16 protein-coding genes, 7 pseudogenes and 1 riboswitch are annotated in these 26,918 nt (G+C 46.4%); of the genes and pseudogenes, 19 read left to right on the forward strand and 4 right to left on the reverse strand.

Annotation, left to right across the window (positions count from 1 at the left end):
* Positions 1-37 precede the first annotated feature (37 nt).
* The 8 genes and pseudogenes from pgmB (at position 38) to RE628_RS03670 (ending at position 7,861) form a co-directional block, all read left to right on the forward strand.
* Complete coding sequence (gene pgmB, locus RE628_RS03635) at positions 38-673, forward strand: beta-phosphoglucomutase (RefSeq protein ID WP_309157461.1); 636 nt, start codon at positions 38-40, stop codon at positions 671-673.
* A gap of 556 nt (positions 674-1,229) precedes the next feature.
* A complete protein-coding gene (locus tag RE628_RS03640; RefSeq protein ID WP_309157462.1) occupies positions 1,230-2,333 on the forward strand; it encodes a hypothetical protein in 1,104 nt (367 codons plus the stop codon).
* Positions 2,333-2,779 (forward strand): sensor histidine kinase, encoded by a 447-nt coding sequence (locus RE628_RS03645; RefSeq protein WP_309159354.1) that lies wholly within the window; start codon positions 2,333-2,335, stop codon positions 2,777-2,779. The genes RE628_RS03640 and RE628_RS03645 overlap by 1 nt, the downstream gene beginning before the upstream one ends.
* The gene (locus RE628_RS03650; RefSeq protein WP_309157463.1) at positions 2,776-3,036 is read left to right on the forward strand and encodes a sensor histidine kinase; all 261 of its coding nucleotides are present in this window, start codon (positions 2,776-2,778) and stop codon (positions 3,034-3,036) included. Before RE628_RS03645 ends, RE628_RS03650 begins: the two co-directional genes overlap by 4 nt.
* A 34-nt stretch (positions 3,037-3,070) precedes the next feature.
* Positions 3,071-4,379: pseudogene (locus tag RE628_RS03655) on the forward strand (response regulator).
* A 124-nt stretch (positions 4,380-4,503) separates the two neighbouring features.
* Positions 4,504-5,406 carry a carbohydrate ABC transporter permease gene (locus tag RE628_RS03660; protein WP_375143093.1) on the forward strand — a complete coding sequence of 301 codons (903 nt, stop codon included), beginning with the start codon at positions 4,504-4,506 and terminating at the stop codon, positions 5,404-5,406.
* Between the two features lies 1 nt (position 5,407).
* Positions 5,408-6,271: a carbohydrate ABC transporter permease gene (locus tag RE628_RS03665; RefSeq protein ID WP_309157465.1), complete on the forward strand. Its 864-nt coding sequence runs from the start codon at positions 5,408-5,410 to the stop codon at positions 6,269-6,271.
* A gap of 135 nt (positions 6,272-6,406) precedes the next feature.
* The gene (locus tag RE628_RS03670) at positions 6,407-7,861 is read left to right on the forward strand and encodes an ABC transporter substrate-binding protein (RefSeq protein ID WP_309157466.1); all 1,455 of its coding nucleotides are present in this window, start codon (positions 6,407-6,409) and stop codon (positions 7,859-7,861) included.
* Positions 7,862-8,243: 382 nt separating this feature from the next.
* Here RE628_RS03670 and RE628_RS03675 read toward each other — a convergent pair.
* Positions 8,244-9,555 (reverse strand): annotated as a pseudogene (locus RE628_RS03675) (glutamate-1-semialdehyde 2,1-aminomutase).
* 77 nt (positions 9,556-9,632) lie between these two features.
* Positions 9,633-10,705, reverse strand: a pseudogene (locus RE628_RS03680) (LCP family protein).
* A 126-nt stretch (positions 10,706-10,831) separates the two neighbouring features.
* Here RE628_RS03680 and bcp point away from each other — a divergent pair.
* The 9 genes and pseudogenes from bcp to guaA all read left to right on the forward strand — a co-directional run bounded on the left by bcp (position 10,832) and on the right by guaA (position 23,115).
* On the forward strand, positions 10,832-11,317 hold the full coding sequence (gene bcp, locus RE628_RS03685) for a thioredoxin-dependent thiol peroxidase (protein ID WP_309157467.1): 486 nt from the start codon (positions 10,832-10,834) through the stop codon (positions 11,315-11,317).
* Positions 11,318-11,404: 87 nt separating this feature from the next.
* The gene (locus RE628_RS03690) at positions 11,405-11,974 is read left to right on the forward strand and encodes a TetR/AcrR family transcriptional regulator (RefSeq protein WP_309157468.1); all 570 of its coding nucleotides are present in this window, start codon (positions 11,405-11,407) and stop codon (positions 11,972-11,974) included.
* Positions 11,975-12,084: 110 nt separating this feature from the next.
* A pseudogene (locus RE628_RS03695) lies at positions 12,085-15,203 on the forward strand (MMPL family transporter).
* Positions 15,204-15,682: 479 nt separating this feature from the next.
* Positions 15,683-16,008: pseudogene (locus tag RE628_RS03700) on the forward strand (polysaccharide deacetylase family protein); the annotation flags it as partial.
* 486 nt (positions 16,009-16,494) lie between these two features.
* Complete coding sequence (locus RE628_RS03705) at positions 16,495-16,767, forward strand: stalk domain-containing protein (RefSeq protein ID WP_309159355.1); 273 nt, start codon at positions 16,495-16,497, stop codon at positions 16,765-16,767.
* A gap of 88 nt (positions 16,768-16,855) precedes the next feature.
* Positions 16,856-17,820 (forward strand): annotated as a pseudogene (locus tag RE628_RS03710) (AAA family ATPase).
* On the forward strand, positions 17,817-19,094 hold the full coding sequence (locus tag RE628_RS03715; protein WP_309157469.1) for a DUF58 domain-containing protein: 1,278 nt from the start codon (positions 17,817-17,819) through the stop codon (positions 19,092-19,094). The pseudogene RE628_RS03710 and the gene RE628_RS03715 overlap by 4 nt, the downstream one beginning before the upstream one ends.
* Positions 19,081-21,522, forward strand: a complete 2,442-nt coding sequence (locus RE628_RS03720; RefSeq protein ID WP_309157470.1) for a transglutaminase-like domain-containing protein — start codon at positions 19,081-19,083, stop codon at positions 21,520-21,522. The genes RE628_RS03715 and RE628_RS03720 overlap by 14 nt, the downstream gene beginning before the upstream one ends.
* Positions 21,523-21,576: 54 nt before the next feature.
* Entirely contained in the window at positions 21,577-23,115 is a 1,539-nt protein-coding gene (guaA, locus tag RE628_RS03725) for a glutamine-hydrolyzing GMP synthase (protein ID WP_309157471.1), read from the forward strand.
* Positions 23,116-23,189: 74 nt separating this feature from the next.
* On the opposite strand, the gene RE628_RS03730 is transcribed toward guaA, so the two are convergent.
* Complete coding sequence (locus RE628_RS03730) at positions 23,190-23,591, reverse strand: AraC family transcriptional regulator (RefSeq protein ID WP_309157472.1); 402 nt, start codon at positions 23,589-23,591, stop codon at positions 23,190-23,192.
* A 265-nt stretch (positions 23,592-23,856) separates the two neighbouring features.
* Positions 23,857-23,957, forward strand: a riboswitch (purine riboswitch).
* A 196-nt stretch (positions 23,958-24,153) separates the two neighbouring features.
* Here RE628_RS03730 and RE628_RS03735 point away from each other — a divergent pair.
* A pseudogene (locus tag RE628_RS03735) lies at positions 24,154-25,522 on the forward strand (NCS2 family permease).
* 308 nt (positions 25,523-25,830) lie between these two features.
* Here the strand turns inward: RE628_RS03735 and RE628_RS03740 are convergent.
* Entirely contained in the window at positions 25,831-26,067 is a 237-nt protein-coding gene (locus RE628_RS03740; RefSeq protein ID WP_309159356.1) for a YwbE family protein, read from the reverse strand.
* Positions 26,068-26,407: 340 nt separating this feature from the next.
* Here RE628_RS03740 and RE628_RS03745 point away from each other — a divergent pair, with 340 nt between their 5' ends.
* Positions 26,408-26,839, forward strand: a complete 432-nt coding sequence (locus tag RE628_RS03745) for a PepSY-associated TM helix domain-containing protein (RefSeq protein WP_309157474.1) — start codon at positions 26,408-26,410, stop codon at positions 26,837-26,839.
* Positions 26,840-26,918: the final 79 nt, after the last annotated feature.

A 26,918-nucleotide genomic window follows, 5' to 3' on the forward strand; every position in this document is an offset into this window, starting at 1 on the left:
CGATTGATGAGTACTTGATAGAGAGGGAGAGGAAGATATGCTGGATACGATGAGAGGCGCGATCTTTGATCTGGACGGGGTGATCGTGGATACCGCAAAATATCATTATTGGGCCTGGCGATCACTCGCAGAACGGCTTGGATTTGAATTTACAGAAGAGGATAACGAACGACTCAAAGGAGTAAGCCGGACGGAATCGTTGAAGATTCTGCTCGAGATTGGCGGCGTGGAGGCCAGCGAGGCAGAACGCCTCAAGATGGCTGAGGAGAAAAATAAGGAGTACGTCGAGTATATATCACGTCTCGAGCCATCGGAGATTTTGCCCGGCGCCAAGGAGTATCTACAGCAGCTGCGTAAGCAGGGCGTGAAGATTGCACTCGGCTCGGCCAGCAAAAATGCTCCGTTCATTCTTGATCGTCTAGGAATCGCTGAGCTATTCGATGCGGTGATCGACGGGACGAAGGTGTCCAAGGCGAAGCCGGACCCAGAAGTATTTCTTGCAGCCAGCGCAGCGCTTGATCTAGCTCCAAGTGAATGCATCGTGTTCGAAGATGCGGCAGCAGGCGTGGAGGCCGGCAAGGCGGCAGGCTGCAACGTAGTCGGCATCGGTAGCTCAGAGGTGCTGTTCGCAGCTGACAGAGTAATCCGAGGTTTGGATGAGCTGGTTGGGTAATGCCAGATGAATACCGTGTGATCGACCACGATCATGCGACACAGTAAGGAGCTGTCCGACAGTAGTGTTTACACTACTTGGGGTCAGCTTCTTTTTCGGACTTTAACGAAACTGGATATCGTTATTTAGGCCCATAGGTGCTACTTTGAAATTATAACGAAACTAGGTAACGCTATTGGAGGAAATTCGCAGTTAAAAGCCTGGATTTCTCTCGAATAACGATCCGTAGTTTCGTTAGAATTAATTTAACGCTGTTTTTGAGGAAATAACGATTCGTAGTTTCGTTACAGGATCTGCTGGCTTAGGGGGCCCCTAAATAAGCAGTTCTCACATTTTTCCACATCGGTCGATCGTAGGAATAACCATGATGTACGTAGAAATACACATCACCGCTATTTTTATTCTTGTTACACTTAAAGTGCGCGTTCAAAAAGATAGGTTCATTTACCTAAGCTTATGCTTCCGATGGCGTTTAATCAGAACGCTTCAGCTAGATGAGGCTAGGGCGTAAGGAGCTTTTTGGACTGCCTCTTCAAGTACCAGAGGGGGAAGGCAATTGAGATATAGATTATATAATCCATTGAACAAAATGAATGTGAAGCAGCAGCTATTCATACTATTCCTCATTATCATAATTCCGTTATTTATTCTGAACGCCTACGGCAACTATAAGGCGGATCAAATCTTGAAGCGGCATGTTACCAATGCCTATATCGAGCTGAATAAGCAAAATTTCCGTCTAATCAATCGCGATATTGAAGCCGTTAACAAGGTTACCTCTACCGTATTTCAGAATTCACTGCTGCAGCAATTGAATCCGCTTTCGACCGATGAGACAGTACTGCAAAGGGTGAAAAATTACGAGAAGCTCGAGAATTTGCTAACTACTTATTCGCAAGAGACGGATGAACGCGAACCGGTATATTATTCGCTCTATGTGTATGATCCGGAGAATACTTATTTTTTTGCTCCGTTTTATCCGGGACCGAAAAAATCCGGGGTTTATTTTTTCTCTGATGCGGAGAAGCCGGACTGGTTCGACGAGGCTGTCGAGAAGAAGGGAAAAGGATATTTACGGCTGGTTGAGCATTTGTCACCACCCTCTAATAGCCAAGGCAGCCAGAAAACGCTCGCCTATATTCGAGCGATCAATAATATCTATAGAAATGGAACGATTGGGGTATTGGTGGTCACCAATCTCGATGCCCGGGTTCAAGAGTCGCTGAGAACGGTGTCACTTCCGGAAGGAGAGCTTTATTTTACAAATTGGAATAACCGTGTGCTAAGCGCTCAAAGTAATGACCACGAAGATGTGCTGGAGCTTCCGCCGGAGATAGCGGATATGGGGATGACCAGCGGTGTGGAGGATGTCATTACCAACGATTATATCTATGTCGTCAATTATAACCATGTATTACAGCAGAAGCTGGTCTATAAAGTCCCGGTACAAGCACTGCTGCATCAGCAGAAGGAGATCAAACAGGTGATTCAGCTGATCTCGCTCGTCTTCTTTGTCGGGAGTCTGATCTTTATGCTCTATTTCTGGAGGTCCCTGATGATGCCAATCCAGAAGCTGGTTTATTTCGTTAGACGCTATGAACCGGGAATATCGTTCCACAGACCCCGCGCAGAGAGACGAAAGACGAGATCAGTGTGTTGATGCATAGCATTTACGATATGGCGCGTCGGTTGAATGCATTGGTTCATTATAAATACACGATGGATCTGAAGCAGAAGGAATCCCAACTACAAATTTTATATCAGCAGATAAATCCGCATCTGCTCTACAATACGCTAGAGAGCATCTATTGGAAGAGTGAGATGGAAGGGAATACCGCTTCTGCTGAAATGATCAAGGAATTGTCCAAATTGATGAAGATCAGCCTCAGCCGGGGCAGGGAATTGATTACGCTTGGGGAAGAACTTGAGCATGCTTCTGCTTATATTAAATTGCAACAGCATAGATATGATTATCAGTTCCAAATCTTGATAGATATTCCCGAAGAGCTGCTGCCAGTTTCTATTCCGAAGATTACACTGCAACCTTTAATCGAGAACGCGATTATTCATGGAGTGAAGCATATGGGGAGGACGGCGAAATTGTGATACGCGCTGCCTCTGATGAAGATAATTTGTTTATGTTCATAGAAGATAACGGGTATAAATCAGTAGATTATGAGATGATTAATCGCCTACTGGATGAAGAGAATCCGGACCCGACATTTGGCTATGGAATTCGTAACATCCATCAGCGGATCAGATTGCATTTCGGGGCCAAGTATGGACTTTACTATTCGAAACGTGAGGAAGGCGGAACCCGAGTGACGCTAAAACTTCCAAAGTCCATACGAGAACAGCAATAGGAACCACCTTAAAGAGATACAGGGGGAGAAGTGAATGTACAAGATATTGGTTGTTGATGATGAACCATTGATCTGCAAGGGGCTGGCCAGTCTGTTGAACAGCTCCGGAATTGATGTCGGAACGGTTTTACCGCCTATAGCGGACTTGAAGCCCTCGACTACATTCGTATGGAGGAAATTGATCTGCTTATCACCGATATCCAGATGGGGGAGATGAGCGGAATCGAATTGATGCAGCAGGCGAAGCTGGTTAAGCCTTGGGTACAGACCATTATCATCTCAGCATATGAGACCTTCCAATACGCACAAATGGCTCTGCGACTAGGTGCCAAGGATTATCTGATCAAGCCACTGAATAGTGAGAATTTCCTCGATTCTGTCCGTAATGCCTTGCTGAAAATGGAGAGACCAGGTCCCGCAAATCGATGAGTTTCTATCTGTGGATACGGACCATTTCCGGATGGAGGAATTTCGTCCAGAGAAGGATGAGCTCTTGGAGCGTCTGTTGAATGGAACTGCCACTTCGCAAGAAGTTGGTTTGAAAGAATTAAGATTAGCGGGGCCTTATTTCTCTGTGATCAGGATGAAGTTAGATTTACCGCAAGAGGAAGGGGCTTCCTATTCAGCTCGGGACACCCGTCTACTGCGCTATGGAGCGCGGAACGTGGCGGAGGAGTTACTGCATAAGGAAGAGAAAATATTGACCTGCTATTCCGGTGAACGAGATATCTGTATTCTGTTGCAGTGGAACGAGACGGAGTATGCTGAACTGGATATGAACAAGATTAATCATCTCGAAATGATCGGACGAAGTCTGCATCATCATGTGCAGAAATACTTAAGCATCCCGGTAGTCGTCGGAATCAGCCAGATTCTGAAGGGCGTTGAATTTCTGTCTGTCCTGGATCGTCAAGCGGATAAAGCAATCGCATGGGCGGGAAGCATGGGGATTATCATGTGTTCTATTATGGTGACTTCAATTGGAGCAATTATGCCCAAGATCCTACCGTCGAAGAGCTTACGACGCAGAATAATCGGATTGTCGATAGTGCCAAGCAATATATAGAAGGTAATTACAGCCAGAAAGGGCTGACGATTCATGAGGTCGCTAAGAAGAACCATGTCAGTCCTAATTACCTAAGTTTTCTGTTCAAGAAGAATACCGGCTACAATTTGTGGGAGTATGTGATCAAACTGAGGATGGAGGAGAGTAAGTCCCTGCTCCTCCATACAGATCTGCGCCGTTATGAAATCGCCGAGCGAGTGGGATATGAGTCCCCGAGCATTTTAGCAAAATATTCAAGAAGTATTTTGGCCTCAGCCCAAGTGAGTTGAAGAAGTAAGAACAGCTATACTTCGCATAGTATTACACCTGTTCCCAAGCTCCACGATTTTCTAAAATGAAAGCTGGACACTAAAGAGAAATGAGGGAAACTCATGGAGGAATCGGTGATTTCACCAGGAAACATGGTCAAGGAGCCCGAGAAAAAGCTAAAAAAAGTACGAAAAACATCGAACTGGAAAAAGTATATGTGGGGGTATCTTTTTCTCGTTCCGGCTATCGCTATTTTTATTATCTTCTTGTGGCTTCCGATTATTAAGGGTATCGTGTACAGCTTCTACAATGTCGATTTCGTGAAGGGCAACACCTTTGTCGGATTTGATAACTATGTGAAAATTTTCAATAACCCTGATTTATGGCTTTCCGTAAAGAATACATTGTATTTTATGTTCCTTACGCTGATTATCGGTTTCTGGGTGCCGATCGTAGCGGCGATTGCGATATCGGAGCTGAAGTTCTTCCAGGGCTTTGCACGGATAGCGGCCTATCTACCATTCGTCGTCCCTGGCGTAGTGCTCTATGGCATGTGGAGATGGATGTATGATCCGGTTGGTCCGATCAACGCTATACTTGGCTGGTTCGGCGCAGATCCAATTTCGTTCATTTCCGATGGACGCTTCTCGATGGTCTCGATTGTCTTCATGGAGACATGGCAGCAGTTCGGATCGGCGATGTTGATCTATTTGGCCGGGGTACTGAGTATTCCGCGGGACTGGTACGAGGCAGCTGAAATCGACGGAGCCGGAGTTTGGAGCCGGATTAAATATATTACACTCCCATCTATGCGCAGCTTGATCGTTCTGATGTTCATCCTGCAGATTATCGGCACATCACAGGCTTACCAATCTCAATTGGCCCTGTTAGATGGAGGTCCGAACAAGGCTACGCTGACGTATGCGCTCTTCACAGTGAAGTACGCGTTTACCCAATTAGACTATGGGGCAGGTACAGCATTGGGTGTTCTGATGTTTATCGTCTTGGGTATCCTTGGCGTCATTCAATTCAAGATGAACAGGGAGGATTACTAATATGGAAAGAGGCATCCTGTCACCATCGGACCTGCGAAAGCCGGGGAATAAGATCGTCTATGGCATTATGGTTCTGGGCATTGCCGTTATGGCCGTTACGATGCTGTATCCGATTCTAATGACGATGTTCAACGGACTTAAGAGCAATCCTGAAATCAACACCTTCCCACCGAAGTTTTTCCCGACGACATGGCATTGGGAGAACTTCAACAAGGGCTGGCATTATATCGCTTTACCTGTATTTCTGAAGAATACAATGTTCATTTTCCTGGGGAATTTGTTCATGACGATCTTGGTACTCGGTCTGGCAGCATTCAGTATTTCGCGAATTCGCGTTCCACATAGTCGGCTAGTCTATTTCTTCATTCTGCTTACGTTGTTCATACCAGCAACAAGCTATATGATTCCTAACTTTGTGAATCTGAAGCAGCTCGGTCTGCTAAATTCCTACTGGGCATTCTGGTTGCCCGCCGGAGCGAATGCATACTTCTTCTTGCTGATGAAGAATTTCTTCGATGGCATTCATCCGGAAATTTTCGAAGCAGCGCGGATCGATGGCGCTTCGGAGCTGACGAGCTATCTGCGGATTGCAGTTCCGTTGTCAGTCCCGATATTTGCCACACTGTCGATCTTTATTTTCTCTACAGCATGGAACGACTGGTTCTGGCCATCACTCGTTATGCATACAGAGGATAAATACACGCTGGCAACCGCGATATATAAGTATGTAATTAATGCGCGGAGCTTGGATAGTAGTATCAAATTTTCAATTTTGTTCATGGTCATGATCCCGCCAATCTTTGTGTTCCTGGGATTCCAGAAGTTTATTGTGCGCAGTGTTAGTCTGAGTGCTGTTAAAGGCTAAGTGATAAGAGGTAGCGTTTTCATTTAGCGTAGGGCTGCACATGATCGCCATATGAATACACATCGTCCTCGTACGGGGAATCTTCTAAGATAAAAATGTAGTAGTCGATAACAATTATGGAAAAGGGGAGTTTCAATGCGCAAGTTCTCAGCAGTACTGATGTGCCTTATGCTGCTAGGTTCACTGCTCGCAGCGTGCGGCGGCGGAAAGAACAATGCAAGCGACAAGGCGAATAATGGAGGAGCTACTCCAAGCAATACCGGCGGTACCAACACGGCGACGACGGATGAGCCGAAGGACGACATTACACAAAGGAAAGTAACGCTGAAAATTCACTATCCATTACCGGATGAAACTACGCTTCGTGCGCAAGAAGACGATAAGATCGCCCGCTTTCAAGCGAAGTATCCGAATGTAACGATTATCAAGGATGACTGGAAATACGATATTAACGAAATTGGCGTGAAAATGGCTTCCAACGAAGCCCCGACCTTCTACAATACTTGGGCAACAGAGGCTAACTTTCTGGTAGAACGCGGTTGGGTTGCTGACATCACGGACCTGTGGAACAACTGGGAGTACAAGGATGATATCAACCCTGTTCTGCAGAACCAATTTATCGTAGATGGCAAAGTATATGGGATCACTCAAAACGGCTACATTACTTCTACAGTAGTGAATAAGAAGATTTTGGACGATAAAGGCGTTGCCGTTCCTTCACTCGATTGGACTTGGGATGATATGTATAACACGGCCAAAGCGGTTGCCGATCCGAAGAAAGGGATCTCAGGTATTGCCCCAATGGGTAAAGGAAATGAAGCTGGTTGGAACTGGACGAACTTCTTGTTCGAAGCTGGTGGAGATATCGAGAGCAACACAGATGGTAAAGTAACTGCCGCATTTAATACCGATGCAGGCGTCAAAGCCCTCGACTTCTATAAGAAGCTGAAATGGGAAGCCAATGCGATTCCGCAGGATTGGGCCCTCGGCTGGGGTGATGCAGTAAGCTCGTTCCAACAAGGACGTACAGGTATGGTTATCGCAGGCGCATTTGACGTAGTTCAGGCTGCTCTGAATGAAGGTGGCATGAAGCCTGAGGATGTGCTCGTCTATCCGATGCCAGCTGCTGAAGCCGGTGGCAAGCATTACGGGATTCTAGGTGGTAACTATCTCGTTATCAACCCGAATGCAACAAAAGATGAGCAGGAAATGGCCTTCCGCTATATTACTTTTGATTATTTCGTAGATGATGCTCTGAAGGCAACAGAAGATACGATTCAAGCTCGCAAAGCAGAAGGCAAGTACTATGTTCCGACTCCACTTGAGTACTTCAAGGATGACTCCGAGTATGCAAGCAAGATTCAAGCGATCTATAACAAGTACGACAACGTGTACAAATACGATCCTAAGTTGTTCTCGTTGCTGGAAGGCAAACCAGAAGCTCAATTTGGTACACAGGACTACTATGCAACAATGTCCAACGTAGTACAAGAATCGTTCTCGAAGAAGGACACCGATTCGAAGAAACAGCTTGATATTGCTGCACAGTACGTGCAAGAAAATTACTTTGATAAGATTGCAGCAAAATAAGCTGAGCGGTTAACAAGTATAAGATGTATATACTAAGGCGTCCCTAATGGGACGCCTTCGTTGTTGAGAAGGTATATGTGCTATCTGTTGATTCGAGCCGGCTTTCGTCGCTAACGAAACACCATATCGTTATTTGCTCAAAAACAGGGGGAAATCGAATCTAACGAAACGTCATATCGTTATTTGGGTTAAATCTAGGTTTTCAGCCGCCATTTTTGCTAAATAACGATACCCTGTTTCGTTACATTTTTTTGAGGTGCTTTTGGATGCAAATAGCGATACCACGTTTCGTTAGAGTCGGCTTCAAAGCCATGATAAAAAAGCCCCTTGTGGCTCAAGCCTATATGCCTGAGCCACAAGGGGCTAATATGGATCATGCCATTTATTTGCTAGCGATTTCCTTGAAAGAAGCTTCAGCTGCTTCAAGTGTGAAGTCAATGTCCGCATCGGTGTGAGCCGTCGTCAGGAACCAGGCTTCATATTTGGATGGAGCAAGATTAACACCGCGATCTAGCATAGCACGGAAGAAGGCGGCAAATGCTTCGCTATCCGTATCTTGCGCCTCGTCATAGTTCGTTACCGGATGGTCGCAGAAATGCGTTGAGAAGGAGCCGCGAATCTGGTTAATTGTCAATGGAACACCATGGCGCTTAGCAGACTCAGCCAGGCCAGCGGTCAATTTCACAGTAAGACGATTCATCTCCTCGTATACTTTAGGATCCTGCAGCACTTCAAGGCAAGCGATACCTGCAGAGATCGAAGCCGGGTTGCCAGCCATCGTTCCCGCTTGATAAGCCGGGCCGAGTGGAGCGACCTTCTCCATGATCTCTTTGCTGCCGCCGTATGCACCGATCGGCAATCCGCCACCGATGATCTTGCCAAGTGCAGTCAGATCCGGCTTGATCGCATCATGGTTATCTAGTCCCGCATAGGTTTGTGCGGAGCCGTAATGGAAGCGGAAAGCCGTAATAACCTCATCATAAATGACGAGCGCGCCGTATTGATGAGTAAGTCGGCATACATCTTCAAGGAAGCCAGGCTTGGGCATAACCATCCCGAAGTTGCCGACAATTGGTTCGATCATGACTGCCGCTACGTCATCGCCCCATTTCTCCAGAGCTTCCTGCAATCCAGTGGCATCGTTAAATGGAACGGTAATAACCTCTTGAGCGATGCTTGTTGGGATACCAGCGCTGTCCGGGATGCCAAGCGTCGATGGGCCGGAGCCTGCAGCAACAAGTACAAGGTCGGAATGGCCATGATAGCAGCCGGCGAACTTGATAATCTTGTTGCGGCCGGTATAGGCACGGGCAACGCGGATCGTCGTCATAACGGCTTCTGTACCGGAATTGACGAAGCGGACTTTATCCATCGAAGGAATTGCTTCCTTCAGCATAACGGCGAGCTGGATTTCAAGCTCAGTAGGTGTACCGTACAGCGTTCCGTTAGCCGCTGCTTCGACAATGGCCTTCGTGACATGCGGATGGGCATGTCCGGTAATAATTGGGCCGTAAGCAGCCAGATAGTCGACATAGCGGTTGCCATCGACATCCCAGAAGTAGGCGCCTTCGCCCTTCTTCATAAAGACGGGCGCCCGCCCCAACCGCTTTGAACGAGCGAGAAGGGCTGTTGACGCCGCCTACGATATGTTGAAGTGCTTCCTCATATAATACTTCGGATTGTTTCCTGTTCATGATGTGTTACTTCCTTTCACAGTAGGTAATAGTGCTTCCAGGGCTTCGAATCAGGTTGTTTAACCATCTCCTCAGGCTCAGGGCCCGCTGGAAGTATCCGCAGCTTCATTCTTAATCTTCGGTGCACTGTTGCTGCCGTTGGTCTTAGAATTGCTGTCGTCCCCGCTGTTCTGCTCATCAACTGAGGTGTCATCTGTTCTATTGAATACTTCCTGGACATACGCTTTGAGCTCTTCCTCACTCTTGATACCGAGCACTTCAGCTCCGCCGACACTCTTCTCGACAAGGAGGCTCATTGGTGGAATTTGCTCACTGGCTGTCATTTTGCTTGAATAGCCAAGATTAGCCAGCTTCCACATATCGTTAATCGTCAGGTTCGTATCGATATAAGGGTTAATTTTCTCTAGAATAGACGGTAACTTGAGCAAGGAGGTCGTCGAGATCATTTTGTTCGCAACCGCCGTTAAGAAATTACGCTGACGTTCTGTGCGACTGTAGTCCGATAGGGCATCATGCCGGAAACGAACGTATTGCAGCGCAGTTTTACCGTCCAAATGCTGTTGGCCTTGCTTCAAATCGATATCGTACTCATGATTATCGGCCTTGCTCGTATAATGCATATCCTTCTCTACATAGAAATCTACGCCGCCGATGGAGTCAACCAGTTCGATAAACCCTTGAAAATCGGTATAAACATAATATTGAATGGGAATGCCAAGCAGGTCGGAGACCGTCTTCATGGCTGTGTTAGGTCCATGGGTGATAGCTGAATTGATTCGATTCATGCCATATTCAGGAATCTTGACATAGGTGTCCCGCATGATCGAGAACAAATACCCTCGTTTGGTTACTGGATCAAGTGAAGCGACCAGCATGGTATCGGAACGTGGAACTTCTCCTTTTGTAGACCGCGAGCGTCAACACCCATCAGCAGGATATTAACTCTGTCGGTCCCTTCCCATTTTGGTGGTTCTGGGGTCTTGCTTGTCTCCGTCGGTTTAACTTGATAAAATGGAGAATCCTCGCCGGTCTTCTGGAAATTGTCTACCTGATTGTAAATAGCGGTAAAATAATAAGCCAGAAAAGCAACAACAATGACCAGGACCGCTAGCAGCGACCAGAGGATGGTCCGCTTTGTTCGTTTTGTCATATAAATTTCTTTCCTTTCAGAAAAAACGATGAGTTCATTTTGATGGCAGTACTCCATACATTATAATTTTTTTTATAGTTACAATCAATTTTATGAGGGTTAGTATTCTTTTAGGAGGCTTTTCTTATGAATCAGCAATCTGTTGAACTAGGACAACCTGTTCCAAATTTCACACTTCCTGCTAACGGGGGTAATGAAGTAAGCCTAAGCCAGTTTCGTGGACGGAAGGTCGTCATATATTTCTATCCGAAGGACATGACCTCGGCTTGTACTCAAGAGGCTTGTGATTTCCGCGATAATTATAGCGTCATTAGCAAGCAGGATGCGGTCGTGCTCGGTATTAGCGGTGATCCGGTGAAGTCACATAACCGCTTTGTGGAGAAGCAGAATCTTCCGTTCCTGCTGTTATCGGATGAAGACCATGAGGTCTGCAGAATGTTTGGAGTGTGGCAGCTTAAGAAGATGTATGGCCGCGAATATGAAGGCATCGTCCGCTCCACTTTTTTGATTGATGAGGAAGGGCGACTGGTTCGTGAGTGGCGTGGGATTCGAGTGAAGGGGCATGTAGAGAATGTTCTGGAGGCTATAAAAGAATTGAGTCTCGAAAGCTAATAGCTTGAAAATTCTAATTGGGTATGTATAATTAATGCATATAACCTACGGAATGAACATTCATTCCGTTAGATTGAGGGTGAAAAAATGTCCAACCAAAAGCAGAGGGATATTATGGGAGCTTCTCTGGCTTTGTTCTCGGAACGTGGTTATGATGGAACAACGATACCGATGATCGCGGAGAAGGCACAAGTTGGCGGTACCATTTACCGATATTTTGAGAATAAAGAACAATTGGTAAACGAGCTATTTCAGTCATGCCTGCAGCACTTTTTAACTAAAGTCAAAGAGGACTTTCCTTATTCCAATACAAATCTGCGAGAACAATTTCATCATATTTTTCAAAAAATGATCGAAATCACTAAGCAGGACGTCTATGTGGTGACATTTATTGAGTCGCACTGTGTGGGTCATTATTTGGACGAAGAAAGCAGGAAGATGTTCCATGATTTTTTGGGCTTTTTTGGTCAATTTCTGGATAAAGGCAGGGAGCAGGGAATCATTGTGGATAAATTCCCGACTGAAACTCTGATCGCTATTGTATACGGAGCATATGCTCAGATGAATAAGCTAATTCAATATGGTGTTCTTCAATGGACTGAAGAGTTGGCAAGAGGTATTGAAGAATGCTGTTGGAACGCTATTAGAATCTATTGATTCTATAGCTCTGCCATTACGGAATGAACGTTCATTCCGAATTATTTTACTTCTAAACGGAATGAACATTCATTCCGTATGAATATATTTTAATAAAGGAGATGGAGAATTTGAGAAAAATACTGAATTGGCGGACAGGAACATTGATGGTATGGATTATTGCAGCTGTTATAGCCGTATTGATGATGCCAGATTTGAACTTATTGGTCCGTGAAAAGGGGCAACCGAGTATCCCTGATACGACACCAAGTCAAATTGCCAAGGTTATGCTTAGCGAGATGAATGATACTGGAGAGGAAAAATATGACCTTATCGCAGTGTTTCATAGCGGGAGTAAGGCAGCATTGTCTCAAGATCAGCGGAATTCCATCAAGCAGGCCGTTACACGATTGACGGAGGATAAGGATCAATTAGGCATTCAGGAGATCCTGTCACCATTTAATAATGAGCAAATGGGAAGTCAGCTTGTCTCAAAGGATCAGACGACCATGTTAGTGCAATTCAGCGTGAACAAGCAGGCTCATACAATTAATGAAGTGAAAGCCATGCTTGATCAATACTTGCAAGTGGATGATGTGAAATCTTATTTAACAGGCAACGATGTTATTATCGAGGATTTTGTTCAATCTGTTCAATCTGGAGTTAAGAAGACGGAGCTTATTGCCATCATCTTTATTTTAATCGTATTGATCGCTGTCTTCCGTTCACCGATTGTTCCTATCATCTCATTACTGACCGTCGGTGTATCTTATTTGGTGTCCATGTCGATCGTCGGGAATCTAGTTGAGCAATTCAACTTCCCATTTTCTAATTTTACTCAAGTGTTTATTGTGATTGTGCTGTTTGGTATAGGGACGGACTACAACATTTTGCTGTATTCCAGATTCAAGGAAGAACTAAGCACTTCGGATGATGTATTATCAGCTGTTAAAAACACCTTCAAATCAGCGGGGAGGACGGTGCTGTACAGTGGAGTAGCTGTATTCATCGGGTTTATGACGCTATTTCTGGCCGAGTTCTCAATTTATCGTTCTGCTTCGGCTGTAGCGATTGGGATCGCTGTGCTGTTGCTCGCGCTGAATTCACTGAATCCTTTTTTCATGGCGCTGTTAGGTAAAGGAATGTTCTGGCCGCTCAAGAAATTCAATGGTCACGGTGAAAACCGCCTATGGGGCTTTCTAGCCAAAAACTCTGTATTACGTCCCGTTGTAGGTATTATTATTGTTGCGGTAATCAGTATTCCTTGTATTTTGACATACAGTAATTCGTTCAGTTATAACGACCTCCTTGAGGTGGATGATACGTATGCCTCTAAGCAGGGGATTAATGTGATTGAGGATCATTTCCCAGCGGGATCTCCTCCCCGGTTAATCTTGTCATTCAATCAGGGCATTCGTTGGAGGATACGCAAAGTTTGCAGGCTCTTGATGAGATTGTAGATAAAATATCCAAGGTAAACGGTATTTCAAAAGTATACTCGGTGACCCGGCCTATGGGGGAGAAAATCGATGAGCTGTATATTGACGACCAAAGTCAGCAACTGAGCAGTGGGATTGATGAGGCCCAAAACGGGATTGGCAAGATATCCGGCGGACTATCCTCGGCAGAATCACAGCTTGGTTCAGGTGCGGCTGGTGTGGATGAGGTTCAAAAGCTGGTGGATGGAACTAAGGCAATGAAAGACGGTGTCGTTCAGCTAGGCGATGCACTGGGTAAATTATCTTCAGGGCTTGAGGATGGAGCTAGCGGGGCAGGGAAGCTGAAGTTGGGGCTAGCATCGTTAAATGAGCAATTAACTGCCCTTGCCAAGGGAACCAATCAATTACAAGAAAGCTATATTCAATTAGAAAATGGCTTGGGTAGCTTCGGAAATCAATTCGCGGCTATAGGTCAAGCCATTGAAGGGGCGAAGCAGGGCTTTGAGACGATTGAGCTGTCAATGAATCATTTGCTACAAGAAAAGCCTGAGCTTGCTAAAGAGGCCGATGTTCAGAATACACTTGCCGTAGCCGCGGCCGCGAAGCAGCAGTTAACTCAATTCACAGAGGAACTGAAGCAATTAACACCGCAATATGAAGCAGCTATGGCTGCCTTCAAGCAAGCCAATACCTCGATGAAGCAGGTCAACGATGCATTATCGCAAATGGAGCATGGTGCCGCACAACTGCAGGGTGCTGCCTCAGAACTGGAGGCTGGTGTTACAGCGGGAGCTAAAGGTGCAGCACAGATGTCAGATAAAACATTGATGCTTGAGACAGGGCTTGGACAAATCAGTGATGGTCAGCAGCAAATGTTGACCGGAATAGATGATTTGACGGGTAAGATAGACAAGTTGAAGGCAGGATTGTCGGATAGTACGGAAGGCTTGGAACAAATTCATTCAGGACTTGATGATGCCAACAAATATTTACGTGATCTTGGTGAATCGGGAGCATCCCGGAAGCTATTTATTCCTCAGGAAGTTATGGAGGGTAAGGACTTCCAGCAATCGCTGGACACGTATATGTCCAAGGATCGAAAGAGTACCAAGGTTCTAATCATTTTAGATGTGAATCCTTTTACAGAGGAAGCCATGAATATTGTTGAAGAGCTGGATAAGCAGGTTCAATCTGCTGTTCAGGGAACAGAATTAAGTGGTGCCCATATCGCGATTGGCGGTAAATCTTCACAAAACGTGGATTTGCGAGATCTATCGAAAGGCGACTTCACTCGAACAGCGATCATTATGCTGGTAGGGATTGGCTTAGTTCTTATGCTGATCACCCGCTCGATCTGGCAGCCGATTCTGATTATTGGTTCACTGGTATTAACGTATGAGATGTCACTGGGAATTGGCGAGTGGATCGCTGCTAAGTTCCTTGGAGTTTCTGAATTAGGATGGAATATACCGTTCTTCTCCTTCGTTATGCTTATCGCTCTAGGTGTCGATTACAGTATATTTTTGATGATGCGTTACCGGGAAACCGAAGGCTCCCCGGATAGAAGAATAACGGACGCTGCAGTTCATATCGGAGGCGTGGTCATCTCTGCAGCGATCATATTAAGCGGAACCTTCGCAGCCTTAATGCCTTCGGGCGTCCTGTCACTTATTGAAATTGCGATTGTAGTGATCATCGGGTTAATGCTCTTAAGTTTTATCGTTCTACCTGTCTTGATACCAGCTTGCATTGGTCTTGCTTATAAAATAAATAATCGAAACGTCTCAAAAGACGAGAGCTTAAATTCATAATCAAGATACCTGTTGATTTATATCGTGAGTACAAGCGGACTCCTTGAATTATCCCTTACGGGGATCAATTGAAGGAGTCTATTTTTATAGTTCACAACATACAATCTACCAGATGCAAAAATGATTCATATAAACGGCGGAGGTAGAAATAAATGAAAAGAAGATTCATTTCCAGTCTTGTGGTGATACCGATCCTATTTGTAATGCTGGTATTCGCAGTAAGCTCGCTTCTGATCTCTCGGCAGGCAGGGATTATGGAGGCTTCGGCCAACTCCTTGGAACAGGGCGGAAGTGCACAGTTACAGACTGTGTCTCAAGGGGAAGGGGAGCAGAATGAAGCACATGAACAGCAGATTATTCAGACGAGCCAAGAGGTATCTGCTGTGAGTAGCAGCTCCTATGCGACGTCAGCTTCACCAGAACTGGATTCAGATAAAGCGGCTTCCGGAGCGTTGCTGCCAGTAGGTGCGCAAGCGGCTATGCAAAAATCCGATAGAGCGGATAAGATTGTCTATCTTACTTTTGATGACGGGCCTAGTAATTTGACCGATCAAGTGCTAGCAATTTTGAAAAAGAAGATGTTCCCGCCACCTTCTTTGTACTTGGGGAGAACGCTAAGAAAATGCCTGAGGTTATTACACGGATTGTCGAGGCGGGTCATACGATTGGTAATCATACTTATAATCATGAATATAGTGAGCTGTACCAGAGTTTTAATGTGTTCTGGAGCCAGATCAAGGATACGGAAGAAGTACTACGGGAGATTACCGGAGTGCGTCCAGAACTGGTCAGAGCCCCAGGTGGGACTTATGACCATTTTGACAAGACCTATTTTGATTTATTAGAGCAGGCTGGTTATAAGGTTTTTGATTGGGACGTAGACAGTGGGGATTCTAAGCGGAAGGGAGTACCTGCTGCGGAAATTTTACGGAATAGTACCCCCGATAAACTGAAAAATCAGATGATTATACTGATGCATGATGGGGCGGGACATGCAGAGACAGTTAAGGCACTTCCGGGTATTATTGACTTTTATAAAAAGCAAGGGTATGTCTTCCGTATGTTGTCAGCGGAGCAGCCGCCAGTGCAATTCCACATCTCCGATAAGATGAAACGGACAACGCGAACAGCCCCGTCCCAAGCTTGGATTGAGAGTCATATCGTGCCGAACGCCGCGTTGTTCGGTCCCGGACTGCCGTTGTATGTTGTAGCAGGTGGGGTACAGACGAAGCTAGCTGCGGGAGAATATGACCTGCAGGGTGAGCAGTACCAGGTTCCGCTGCGGGCATTAATGGAGCGCCTGGGTGCGAAAGTAACGTGGGATCATCCGAATCGTAGCGCTGTTGTAACGTGGGGAGATTCCAAAGTAATTATCGATACGTTAGAAAATACGATAATGACCGAATCTGATCTGACTGGGGGGAAATCGGATGCACACTCTATCTCTCTTACAAGTAAGAACGGAGCAATCTGGGTGCCACTTCGGTCCATTCTTGAGGCAACGGGGCATCCGATCCTATCGACTTCCTCAACCACCGAGGAGCGGCTCGTGAAGGCAAGCTAGTAACGTTTATCTCTAGGGGTCTATTTCCACTAGATTCTGGCGATACTGATTGATAGATTTAATCGCTGGAAATGGAGGAATGGAAGAGATGAATCAAGAGCAGGCTCAAGAGCTGCTTGAGCGCCTGGTGAATCGGGTGGAACGTGTCATTGTTGGAAAAAGAAAGGAAATCGAACTTATACTCGTATCGATGTTATGCGGCGGGCATGTATTGCTAGAGGATGTGCCTGGTGTTGGCAAGACGATGCTGGTCCGGACATTGGCCAATTGCGTAGGCGGGAGCTTCGGCGGATTCAATTCACGTCCGATCTGATGCCTGCGACATGTCACCGGTGTGACGGTATATCATCCTCAATCTGGATATTTCGAGTTCAGGCAGGGGCCGATTCATGCCAATATCGTGCTTGCGGATGAATTGAATCGGGCCGCTCCGCGCACTCAATCCGCACTGCTGGAGGCAATGGAGGAGCGAAAGGTTACGGTAGACGGGGTTACCAGATCCCTGCCGGAGCCTTTTTTGCTATTCGCGACGCAGAATCCATTGGAGTACGAGGGAACTTACCGGCTGCCGGAGGCCCAAATGGACCGTTTCTTGATGAGGCTGTCTCTTGGCTATCCAGCACCGGAGCAAGAGGTAGAAATGCTCGGACGCTTCAGCGATCCGCAGGCAATGGGGATTAAGCCGATACTGCTCCCGGAAGAGATCATAACGCTTCAGCGTCATGTCAAAATGGTGCTCGTAGATGATAGAATCAAGCGTTATATGGTTCAAGTGGCGGATACATCCCGGCGCCATCCGAGGATCTTACTTGGCATCAGCCCACGGGGACTCTCTCATGGCTAGGAGCGAGCCAGGCAATGGCTTTCTACAAAGGACGGACCTATGTTGTGCCTGATGATGTCAAACAGGTTGCGGAATCTGTGCTGGCGCATCGGATCATACTGAATGGCGAAGCGAGAATTTCAGGGTTAGAGAGTCGGCAGGTGATTGCTGACTTGTTGAACGGCGCCATGGTTCCTGTATTTCATCACGCTCCGGGTGTCCCATCATGAGGGGAGGAGCTTGGAAATGGGTCTGGTGCGCGCTGACAGTTGGTCTGCTGACCGCACTGTACGTATGGCGAGGAGGGGCAACTTTGCTCTTTCTATGTCTAATGCTTGGCGTGCTGATAGGTCAAGGAGTGGTCATTTTGCTATTCGGACCGCGTGCCATCAAGATAGAACGCTCTTGGTTACCCCTCCAGCCAGAGGCTGGGGAGCCACTTGAAGTGACTTTACGAGTTAAGGTTACCGGAGGAATTCCCGTGCCATGGCTGCTTATTCGGGACAAGTTGGCGATGCAGGCAGAGCAGGTCGATTCGGATCAAGAATATGAGAGCGGGAGCGTACTGCTGAGCGGATTCCGTAGACAGTACACCGTAAAATATGTGATATCGAATCCAGAGCGTGGGATTTACGGGGCAGAAGCGATATTTGTTACCTACGGAGATCCGCTGGGCTATTTTAAACGGACGCTAAGGACAGCTATGAACGATACGATTTATGTTCATCCAGCCGGGCTGGCTACTTGTCCAAGCCAAGGGATGAACTTGACCGGTGAGGAAGAGATGAATTCAGGTGCGTTCCATAAAGTTATAGAGACTAGTCCGTCCATAGAGCGAATTCGCGAATATTTGCCAGGTGATCCACTGCACCGTATCTATTGGAAGGGCTCAGCGAGAACGGGAACGCTCTTGGCCCGAATTCCGGATACTAGAGAGAGGTCTATACGCTGCTTATGGTTGGATACTCGGAGTATGTCATACACACCTGTAGCGCGAACGGGTAGACCAGAGGACAGTGCAACGGATGCCGGTTTTGAGCTAGCTATCCAAGCAGCCGCAACCATTATTCGCGGTGAGCTAACCATAAGACTTGATCAAGAAGCTGGCGACGGCGAGCTTGAGCTACGCTATGGAACGACTGCCGAGGCGATATTGATCTCCGGACAGCGTGGTGTTTGGCAAGGGCTTAACTCGCTGGCCGGGGTTAGAACGGATAATTCTACTTCTCAACTTGTGCTTCCCGTTGGCGTGATGACTCCCCGTGCTGGAGTAATTTATACATTGATAACGGGAAGAATCACTTCGGAGCTTATATCGGCAGCTCTTCAGTGGGTTGAAGCGGGTGTGAAGCTGGAGATTTGGACATCGGTTACTAGTAATGATGAAGCGGAGATAGGAACATGGCTAGCTCGTCTGCAGCGGGCTGGTATTTCTTATGTTAATCTACCTTCATTTTTGTCCGTGCAGTCTTATGATAGGGGGGACGGACATGTCAGTGCCTAATGTAGAAGGAATGGTCAAAGGTGACTCCCTAACAACGTTCACTGTGCCATTACAGGAAAGGGTCCCTACTTCATTCCGCGATATTGTGTTGCACAGAAGTATGATCTCTTTGCTGCTATTTGCCTTGTTCTCGGAATGGCTCTATCCACTGCAGAAGTTGATTGGCGATGATCATTATAGGGTCATTACTCTATTTATGGTACTTACAGGTACTCTGCTGTTCATTGGTTGCCTCGGTCTATCAATTCGGCTACTGCTAGGTTTATATCCACTACTTATCTACGCAGCTATGTACTACCTTTATGGAGGTGGAAGCGGGAAAAGTTGGTTCTTCAGCTATGTCCAGCTGCTGGGAAATGACTTTGCGGATATTGTTCAATCTGGCCGATTGTACGGGGTGAGCATCGAGACACGAGCTCTGCTGTTATTGATCGGTTGGACGCTGCTGGTGACCTCCGTGCAGATATTGGCCTTTGGTAGGCAGAATATCACTCTGTTCTTCATTGCATCGATTATTTACTTGCTGGCACTTGAAATGACCGGTGAGCAGGAGGTATATACAGGACTTGTCCGCACATTATGTTGGGGCCTTATTCTGCAACTATTTCTATTCAGGAGGAGGTTACGAGTCCTAACAGGGGATCATCGATTCCAGGAGACGTCGCTGCGCCAGTCATGGCGCCAATCGAAGCAGAGGCTAGTAGTTCAGGAGCGACGGAGTGCTGCGGGTCAGCTACATGCAAAAGGTTTTGAGCGCATTTGGCTCGCTGTTATTGCAGTTATTCTTCTGGCGGGCTTGTTAGGGACAGCCCGTCTTACCCTAAGCCTACCGTTGAAGCCTGTTCGGGATATTGCTTGGGACGATGTGATCCGGGCCTGGGAGAATTGGAGTGGTGAGCGACTTGGTGTGAGACAGACTCAGACTTATAAAATGTCGGGATATGGCCAGGATGATTCGAAGTTGGGCGCGTCTCTGAGTCTCAGACATGAAAAGTACTTCACCGCCTTCTCACCCTATCGAACATATTGGCGTGGTGAGAGTAAGAATGTATATACGGGGCAAGGTTGGAGCGTGTCTGGCTCAGACAGGCTCATCCTTGATCAAGCTGGAGATACTCTAGTTGTCCCAGCTTTATCCGATTCATTAGTTAGAGAGACGGAAGAATCGGATAATATATTTGAACAGACCGTTATATTTGCAAGCCCGGAGAGCAGGAATATTCCTTTGTTTGCTGGTGGTCTACCTGCGGGGATTGCACATTTGTATATTAATGAAAACCTAGATGAAAAGGCGAGTGGCGGCAGCATATACGATGCTTCCTCTGATGTGGTATTTAGCGATCTGGAGCGGCCTGAGGAGCTGTATGGCTATAAAATAAAGGTTCAACCTCAACAATATACGCTGGACCAATTGCAGAAAGCTTCTGGTGCTGATCCTGAAGTGGTAACTATGAAGTCGCTCCAGTTGCCGCAGCAATTGCCGTTACGTGTTAGAAGTCTAGGTACGAAGTTGGTTGGGGAAGGCACGAACAGATATGAATCAGTTACAGCGGTTATGAACTATTTGCAAAATAACTATACGTATAGTCTTAAGACGTCGGCTCCTCAGTCTGGACATGATTTCGTGGATGATTTCCTATTTGAAAGTAAAAGCGGATACTGCGATCATTTCTCGACGGCGATGACCGTCTTGCTGCGAAGTGGAGGAGTACCTGCCAGATGGGTCAAAGGCTTTGCGCCAGGTGAGCTTGTAGCAGCTGACAGTAATCAATATGTCGTCTCCTATTCAGATGCTCACTCCTGGGTGGAAGTTTATTTTCCTGGGCTCGGCTGGGTGCCCTTTGATCCGACTCCGGGCTTTGAGAGTCTGTCCGTGTTCGGGGAGGAAAATATCGGGGAGACGGCATCCGGGCTCAATGTGGGCTCACTCATGGAACAAATAGGCCGAGTCGCTAACGATTTGAAGCAGGGGCTGTCTCAGGTGGCCAACGTGTTATGGACGATGATTGGGCCGAATCTGTTCATTTGGATAAGTTCAGTGCTCAGTATACCAGCTGTCGTCTGGCTTCTCTGGAAGTATCGTCGGATGTTATTTTGTAGGAATGCGCTTCTGCTGTGGATGTATCTCCTTAAGCCGCGTCGTCAATTCCCTGATTCCGCTGAATTGCTATCGGCAGCCGATATCGTCTGGCGTCAGTTGTACCTACATTTTGGTTCTAAGCCACAAGCTATGACTGGCCGGGAGTACATTACATCGCTACAGTCTGGGAGCAGAGAAAATTCTGCTGAATTGGATGATTTTATATTGAACTGGGAAAACCTCTATTATGGAGGAGTTAGATTGGGACGTCTTGAGAGCATGAGTTTTTTGAGGCGATGTCGTAATTTGGTATATCATTACCGTTATCTCCCGCATGATCTTCCTTGACGACATCTTTCGTCGTTGCGTATAATTATTGTCATTAATTGAGGGAGGCTAGTTATGAATAAGCCAAATGAAATCATTGTCGTTCTGGACTTTGGAGGACAATATAACCAACTAATCGCTAGACGGATTCGCGATCTGGGCGTGTACAGCGAATTGTTGCCATATAATACCCCGGTGGAGCGTCTTCGCGAGCTGGCACCGAAGGGCATCGTGTTCTCGGGCGGACCAGCTAGTGTATATGCAGAAGATGCTCCGCATATCGATCCGGCTATTTATGACATTGGTGTACCGATCTTCGGAATCTGCTACGGTATGCAATTGATGGCACAGCAGCTTGGAGGCAAGGTTGAGCGGGCGAACAAACGTGAGTACGGTAAATCTGAGGTTGAATTTGACCGTAATCTGGCTTTGGTTAAGGGGCTGGATACGAAACAGACATTATGGATGAGCCATGGGGATCATGTTACACAAATGCCAGAGGGCTTTACACTGGCGGGTTGGACAGGATCTGCACCAATCGCTGCCTTCGTTAATAACGAGCGTGAAATGTACGGAGTCCAATTCCATCCAGAAGTTCGTCACTCTGTGCATGGGAATGAAATGATCAAGAACTTCCTATATGAAGTATGTAAATGTGAAGGTAACTGGAGCATGGAAACCTTCATTGAGGATACTATTCAAGATATCCGCAATCAGGTTGGTGACAAGAAGGTACTGTGCGCATTGAGCGGCGGGGTCGATTCCTCTGTCGTAGCTATGTTGATCCATAAAGCGATCGGCGACCAACTTACTTGTATGTTCATTGACCATGGTCTGCTGCGTAAAGGTGAAGCTGAGGGCGTTATGGAGACCTTCGTCGGCAAATTCGACATGAAGGTTGTTAAGATTGATGCCCGTGAACGTTTCCTTTCGAAGCTGGCTGGTGTGGATGATCCGGAACAAAAACGTAAAATCATCGGTAACGAGTTTATTTACGTATTTGACGAAGAATCCAGCAAATTTGATGACTTTAAGTTCTTGGCTCAAGGTACTCTGTACACGGATATCGTCGAGAGCGGTACGGCGACTGCTCAAACGATCAAGTCCCACCACAATGTGGGTGGCTTGCCTGAAGATATGAAATTTGAGCTTATTGAACCTTTGAAGACATTGTTTAAAGACGAGGTTCGTAAGGTTGGCGAAGAGTGCGGTCTGCCTAAGGAAATTGTCTGGAGACAACCATTCCCAGGTCCTGGGCTTGCGATTCGTGTACTTGGCGAAGTTACTGAAGATAAACTGAAGATCGTTCGTGATTCCGACTATATTCTTCGTGAAGAGATTGCTAATGCGGGTCTTGACCGCGAAATCTGGCAATACTTCACCGCTCTGCCTAACATGAAGAGTGTAGGCGTTATGGGCGACGAGCGCACTTACTCTTATACGGTAGGTATCCGCGCCGTTACTTCCATCGACGGTATGACCGCAGACTGGGCACGTATTCCTTGGGATATCTTAGAGAAGATCTCGGTACGTATCGTTAACGAGGTAGAGAATGTCAACCGTATTGTGTATGACGTTACCTCTAAGCCACCAGCAACGATTGAGTGGGAATAGGATATAAATAACCGTAACAATTAAAGAAACTCTCTTTTATCTGCGTTATTTTCCGGATAAAAGGGAGTTTTTTGTTATTGTTCGTTTACAGCGATGAAGATTTCGATTTCCCCATTCACTTCATATTTTTCATAATCGAATGTGTAAGCTCGGTCTAACTCTCCGCTCTCCTCTAACGCCCAAATCTGCTGCCATGTCTCGAATACGCCATTTTCTCTAGAATTATCTACTTTGAAAATTTTATATCCTTGGTCAGAAAGCGTAAGCTTCTTGGATGTGATGAAGGAAGAGGTTGCTGTCGAAAGGTCGTAGTCGCCCTTGTAGTTATTCTCATAATTATGGTACACGCCATACTTGGCTAGCTGTTCCACTTCAAGCCGATTTTGCACGTTCTGCCATAAACCCACAATCTTATTGTACATTTCAGGATCCGTAAAATTGTTTGTTCGAGTGCTTTCCAAAATATATAGTTCCATTCTTGCCACTCCCTTTACTGTTTGTAGCCTCATTCTAAACGATGAAATATGACAGCATTGCGTCTTATTTAAATATTTTGTTGTATGGATACATGTTAAATTAACAATACTATAGGAGAAATTGCTATATTTTTGACAAATCACGAACATTAAAAAGAAGTATGTCTAAAATTATTCGCTTTTTATGTTGACAAGATTGTCGTTCGCGCCTAGAATAGTCCATGTAATAAGTCTTCAAGTCAAAAGATTTATAACAGGAACTATCGACAAATTTCTATATGCTTTTCGTATAATTCCGGGAATTGGCCCGGAAGTTTCTACGAGGTCACCGTAAATGATCTGGCTACGGAAAGAAGAGGCGCTCCGGCAATGATGTCGGACAATTTATAGAAGCATTGTTCAACCCGCTTGATGCGAGTTCTGGACTTTGCATTCTGTTCTTCTAGCGCTTCTTCTGTTCAGCTAAGTGACCTGGGAAGCGAGTGAGAACCCGGGTTTTTTGTCGTTCCTAACATATTTTAAGAGGTAGCTCAAGCAAGTATTTTAAGGGGGAGTATTTAAAATGGATCGGTTCTTTAAGCTTAAGGAACACGGAACAACTGTAAAAACTGAAATCATCGCGGGTATTACGACATTTATGACGATGGCCTATATTCTATTCGTCAACACGTTGTTCCTTGGTCCTAATGGAGCTGGTATTCCTGCAGACGGTGTTTTCTTCGCAACGGCGGTAGGGGCAGGCCTTATTACGATTATTATGGGCTTGTTCGTTAATATCCCAATCGCGCTTGCACCTGGTATGGGTCTTAACGCGTACTTTATGACCGTTGTTCTCAGCTCAGGAGGAGAAATTACTTGGCAAGCCGCTCTCGGGCAGTATTTATTTCCGGTATCATTTTTATAATCCTCACGATCACGAAGGTTCGTCAATTGCTGCTCGTTGCAGTTCCACAAAGTCTTAAAGCCGCTATTACGGTTGGTATTGGCTTGTTCGTAGCAAGTCTTGGTTTGAAAATGAGTAACTTGATTGGCGCTAACCTGGCTGGAGTCGAAGATGCATCGGTTACGATTCCTGGCAGCGCAATTAACTTTGCTTTTGGCGATTTTGTTCATAGTCATGATGTTCAATTGACATTAATCGGTTTGATTCTAATAGCTATTCTGATGGCAATGCGTGTAAAAGGCGCTTTATTAATAGGTATCGTTGCAACAACCCTGATCGGTATTCCAATGGGAGTTACAGATGTGAGCGGCTTGTCACACGCAACTTGGTTCCCTAATCTGAACGACCTTGCAGTTGGTAAGCTTGATATCGCAGGTGCATTTAAGCTTGGCTTGCTTGAAATTGTATTCGTCTTTACTTTTGTTGAGTTGTTCGATACTTTCGGTACACTCGTTGGTACGGCTACACGGGCTGGATTAATGAAAGATAAAGAAAAAGGCGAGAAGATGATCGGAAAGGCGATGCTCGTTGACGCGGTTGGTGTTAGTACGGGGGCAGTACTGGTACAAGTACGATTACTTCCTTTGTAGAAAGTACGGCAGGTGTTGCTGAAGGTGGACGTACAGGTCTTACTTCCGTTACTACAGGGATATTGTTCATCTGTGCTCTGTTCATCGCACCGCTCGCTGGGGTTGTTCCAGCTGCGGCTACTGCACCGGCATTAATTACAGTTGGTGTGTTGATGATGGGCCAAGTGAAGTCGATTGAGTGGGACGATTTCCTGTATGCATTCCCTGCTTTCATGACCATCATCCTGATGCCGTTCTCCGGAAGTATTGCTAACGGGATCTCGGCAGGGATCGTATCTTACGTCATTCTTGCGGTATTCAGTAACTTGGTAAGCAAGAACAAAGTTAAGATTCACTGGTTGATGTGGATCCTGACTGTATTGATTCTTTGCCGCTACATTTTCCTTGGCGGAGAGTAATATATCCGTCATGATAAAATGATAATAAAGTAAGTAAAAAGGCTAGTCGTTCATTGAACGGCTGGCCTTTTTTGTCTTACAGCTTGAAATTGCTGATTTGTATAACATATTTTTTGGCCGTAACATAGGTTATTCTGCGGCGTACGCGAACCTGCTCTTCCTCGTCGGTCTCATAGAGTCCAGCGTTTTCTCGTCAGGCAACTCGCGAATGTCCGCGCGCGTAAGCACCCAAGCAATTTCATACTCTGCGTCGCCGCCTGTTCAATATTTCTCCTTCAGCTTCCCGACACACACAACCTGAATTTGCATCAGCTGTTGCCACTGGTATCGCTGGAGTTGGCTCTAGCTCCGATGATCGCCTGCACCCGACCGACCTGTCCGTCCTGCAACCGGACTTTAATGCCGTGTGGATGCGACGGCGAATTCGTTAATATATCCTTCACGATCCCGCGCGTGAGCGCGCCAGTCCGCTGGTCCTTTTTCAAAACGATTTCGACTTCCAGCCCCGGACGCACGTTGCTCCGGGTTCTGCCGCTTCCTACCATTTTCTTCGATCGCTCCGTTTCTTCCCGCTCCTGACACATCTCACGGTTGGCAAACCTTGCAGCTTCTCCATTTCGCAACCAGCCGCGGGGTGTCATAGCTCATATTGTTGTATGCAGCTTAATCGTAGCACATCGCCGCGACAAGAAGAAACAGGGCATTTTGGTCTGCCAGACCGTGGGGCTGAACCTGGCAAAGCAACGTTCCAGTTGGTGAACAGACTTCCAAGGCTGAAACTTTCAGTGAACCCTCAGCCCGCTTTAAAGTTCTTTTCAGTTAGATCCTTTATGATGGGCTTGTAATTTGGGACAAGTTTCCATCATTTATTCTGGGGGTTCATTTATGAAAAAAATGCGCACGCTGCATTTATGGATCGGATTGATCTGCTCCATCTTCATCTTGCTTCAGTCCATTACCGGCATTCTCTTGCTGAATGAAAGATTGTTTATGGGCGACCGCGTAGGCGGAGAGCCTCCGGATTTCGTCCAAATGCAGCAGCAGCAATCACCGGATGCCTCGGGGGCTGAGCGAACCAACTTCAGAGGCGGATTTCCGGTGGGGCCGGACGGCGGCGAAGTGGGTGGCGGAGCATTAGGCTTTATTAAAAATCTTCACAAGGGGATCATCGGCGGCACTAATATTTCTGTCCTGCTCAATATAACGGCCATCGGCATGATCGCGCTGACGTTGACAGGGATTATGCTATCCATTAAAACGCTTCGGGCCCAAAGCAAAAGCCGCCGAAAACAGCGGCAAGCGGAAAGTGCAACTTAGACGAAAAGAATTAAGCCCCTTCATCTTCACCCTCTGGCGTGAAGATGAAGGGGCTGGTTTGGATACCGGGACACCATCA

Origin of the sequence: Paenibacillus sp. D2_2 (assembly GCF_031199965.1) — a bacterium.
Lineage (GTDB): Bacteria > Bacillota > Bacilli > Paenibacillales > Paenibacillaceae > Fontibacillus.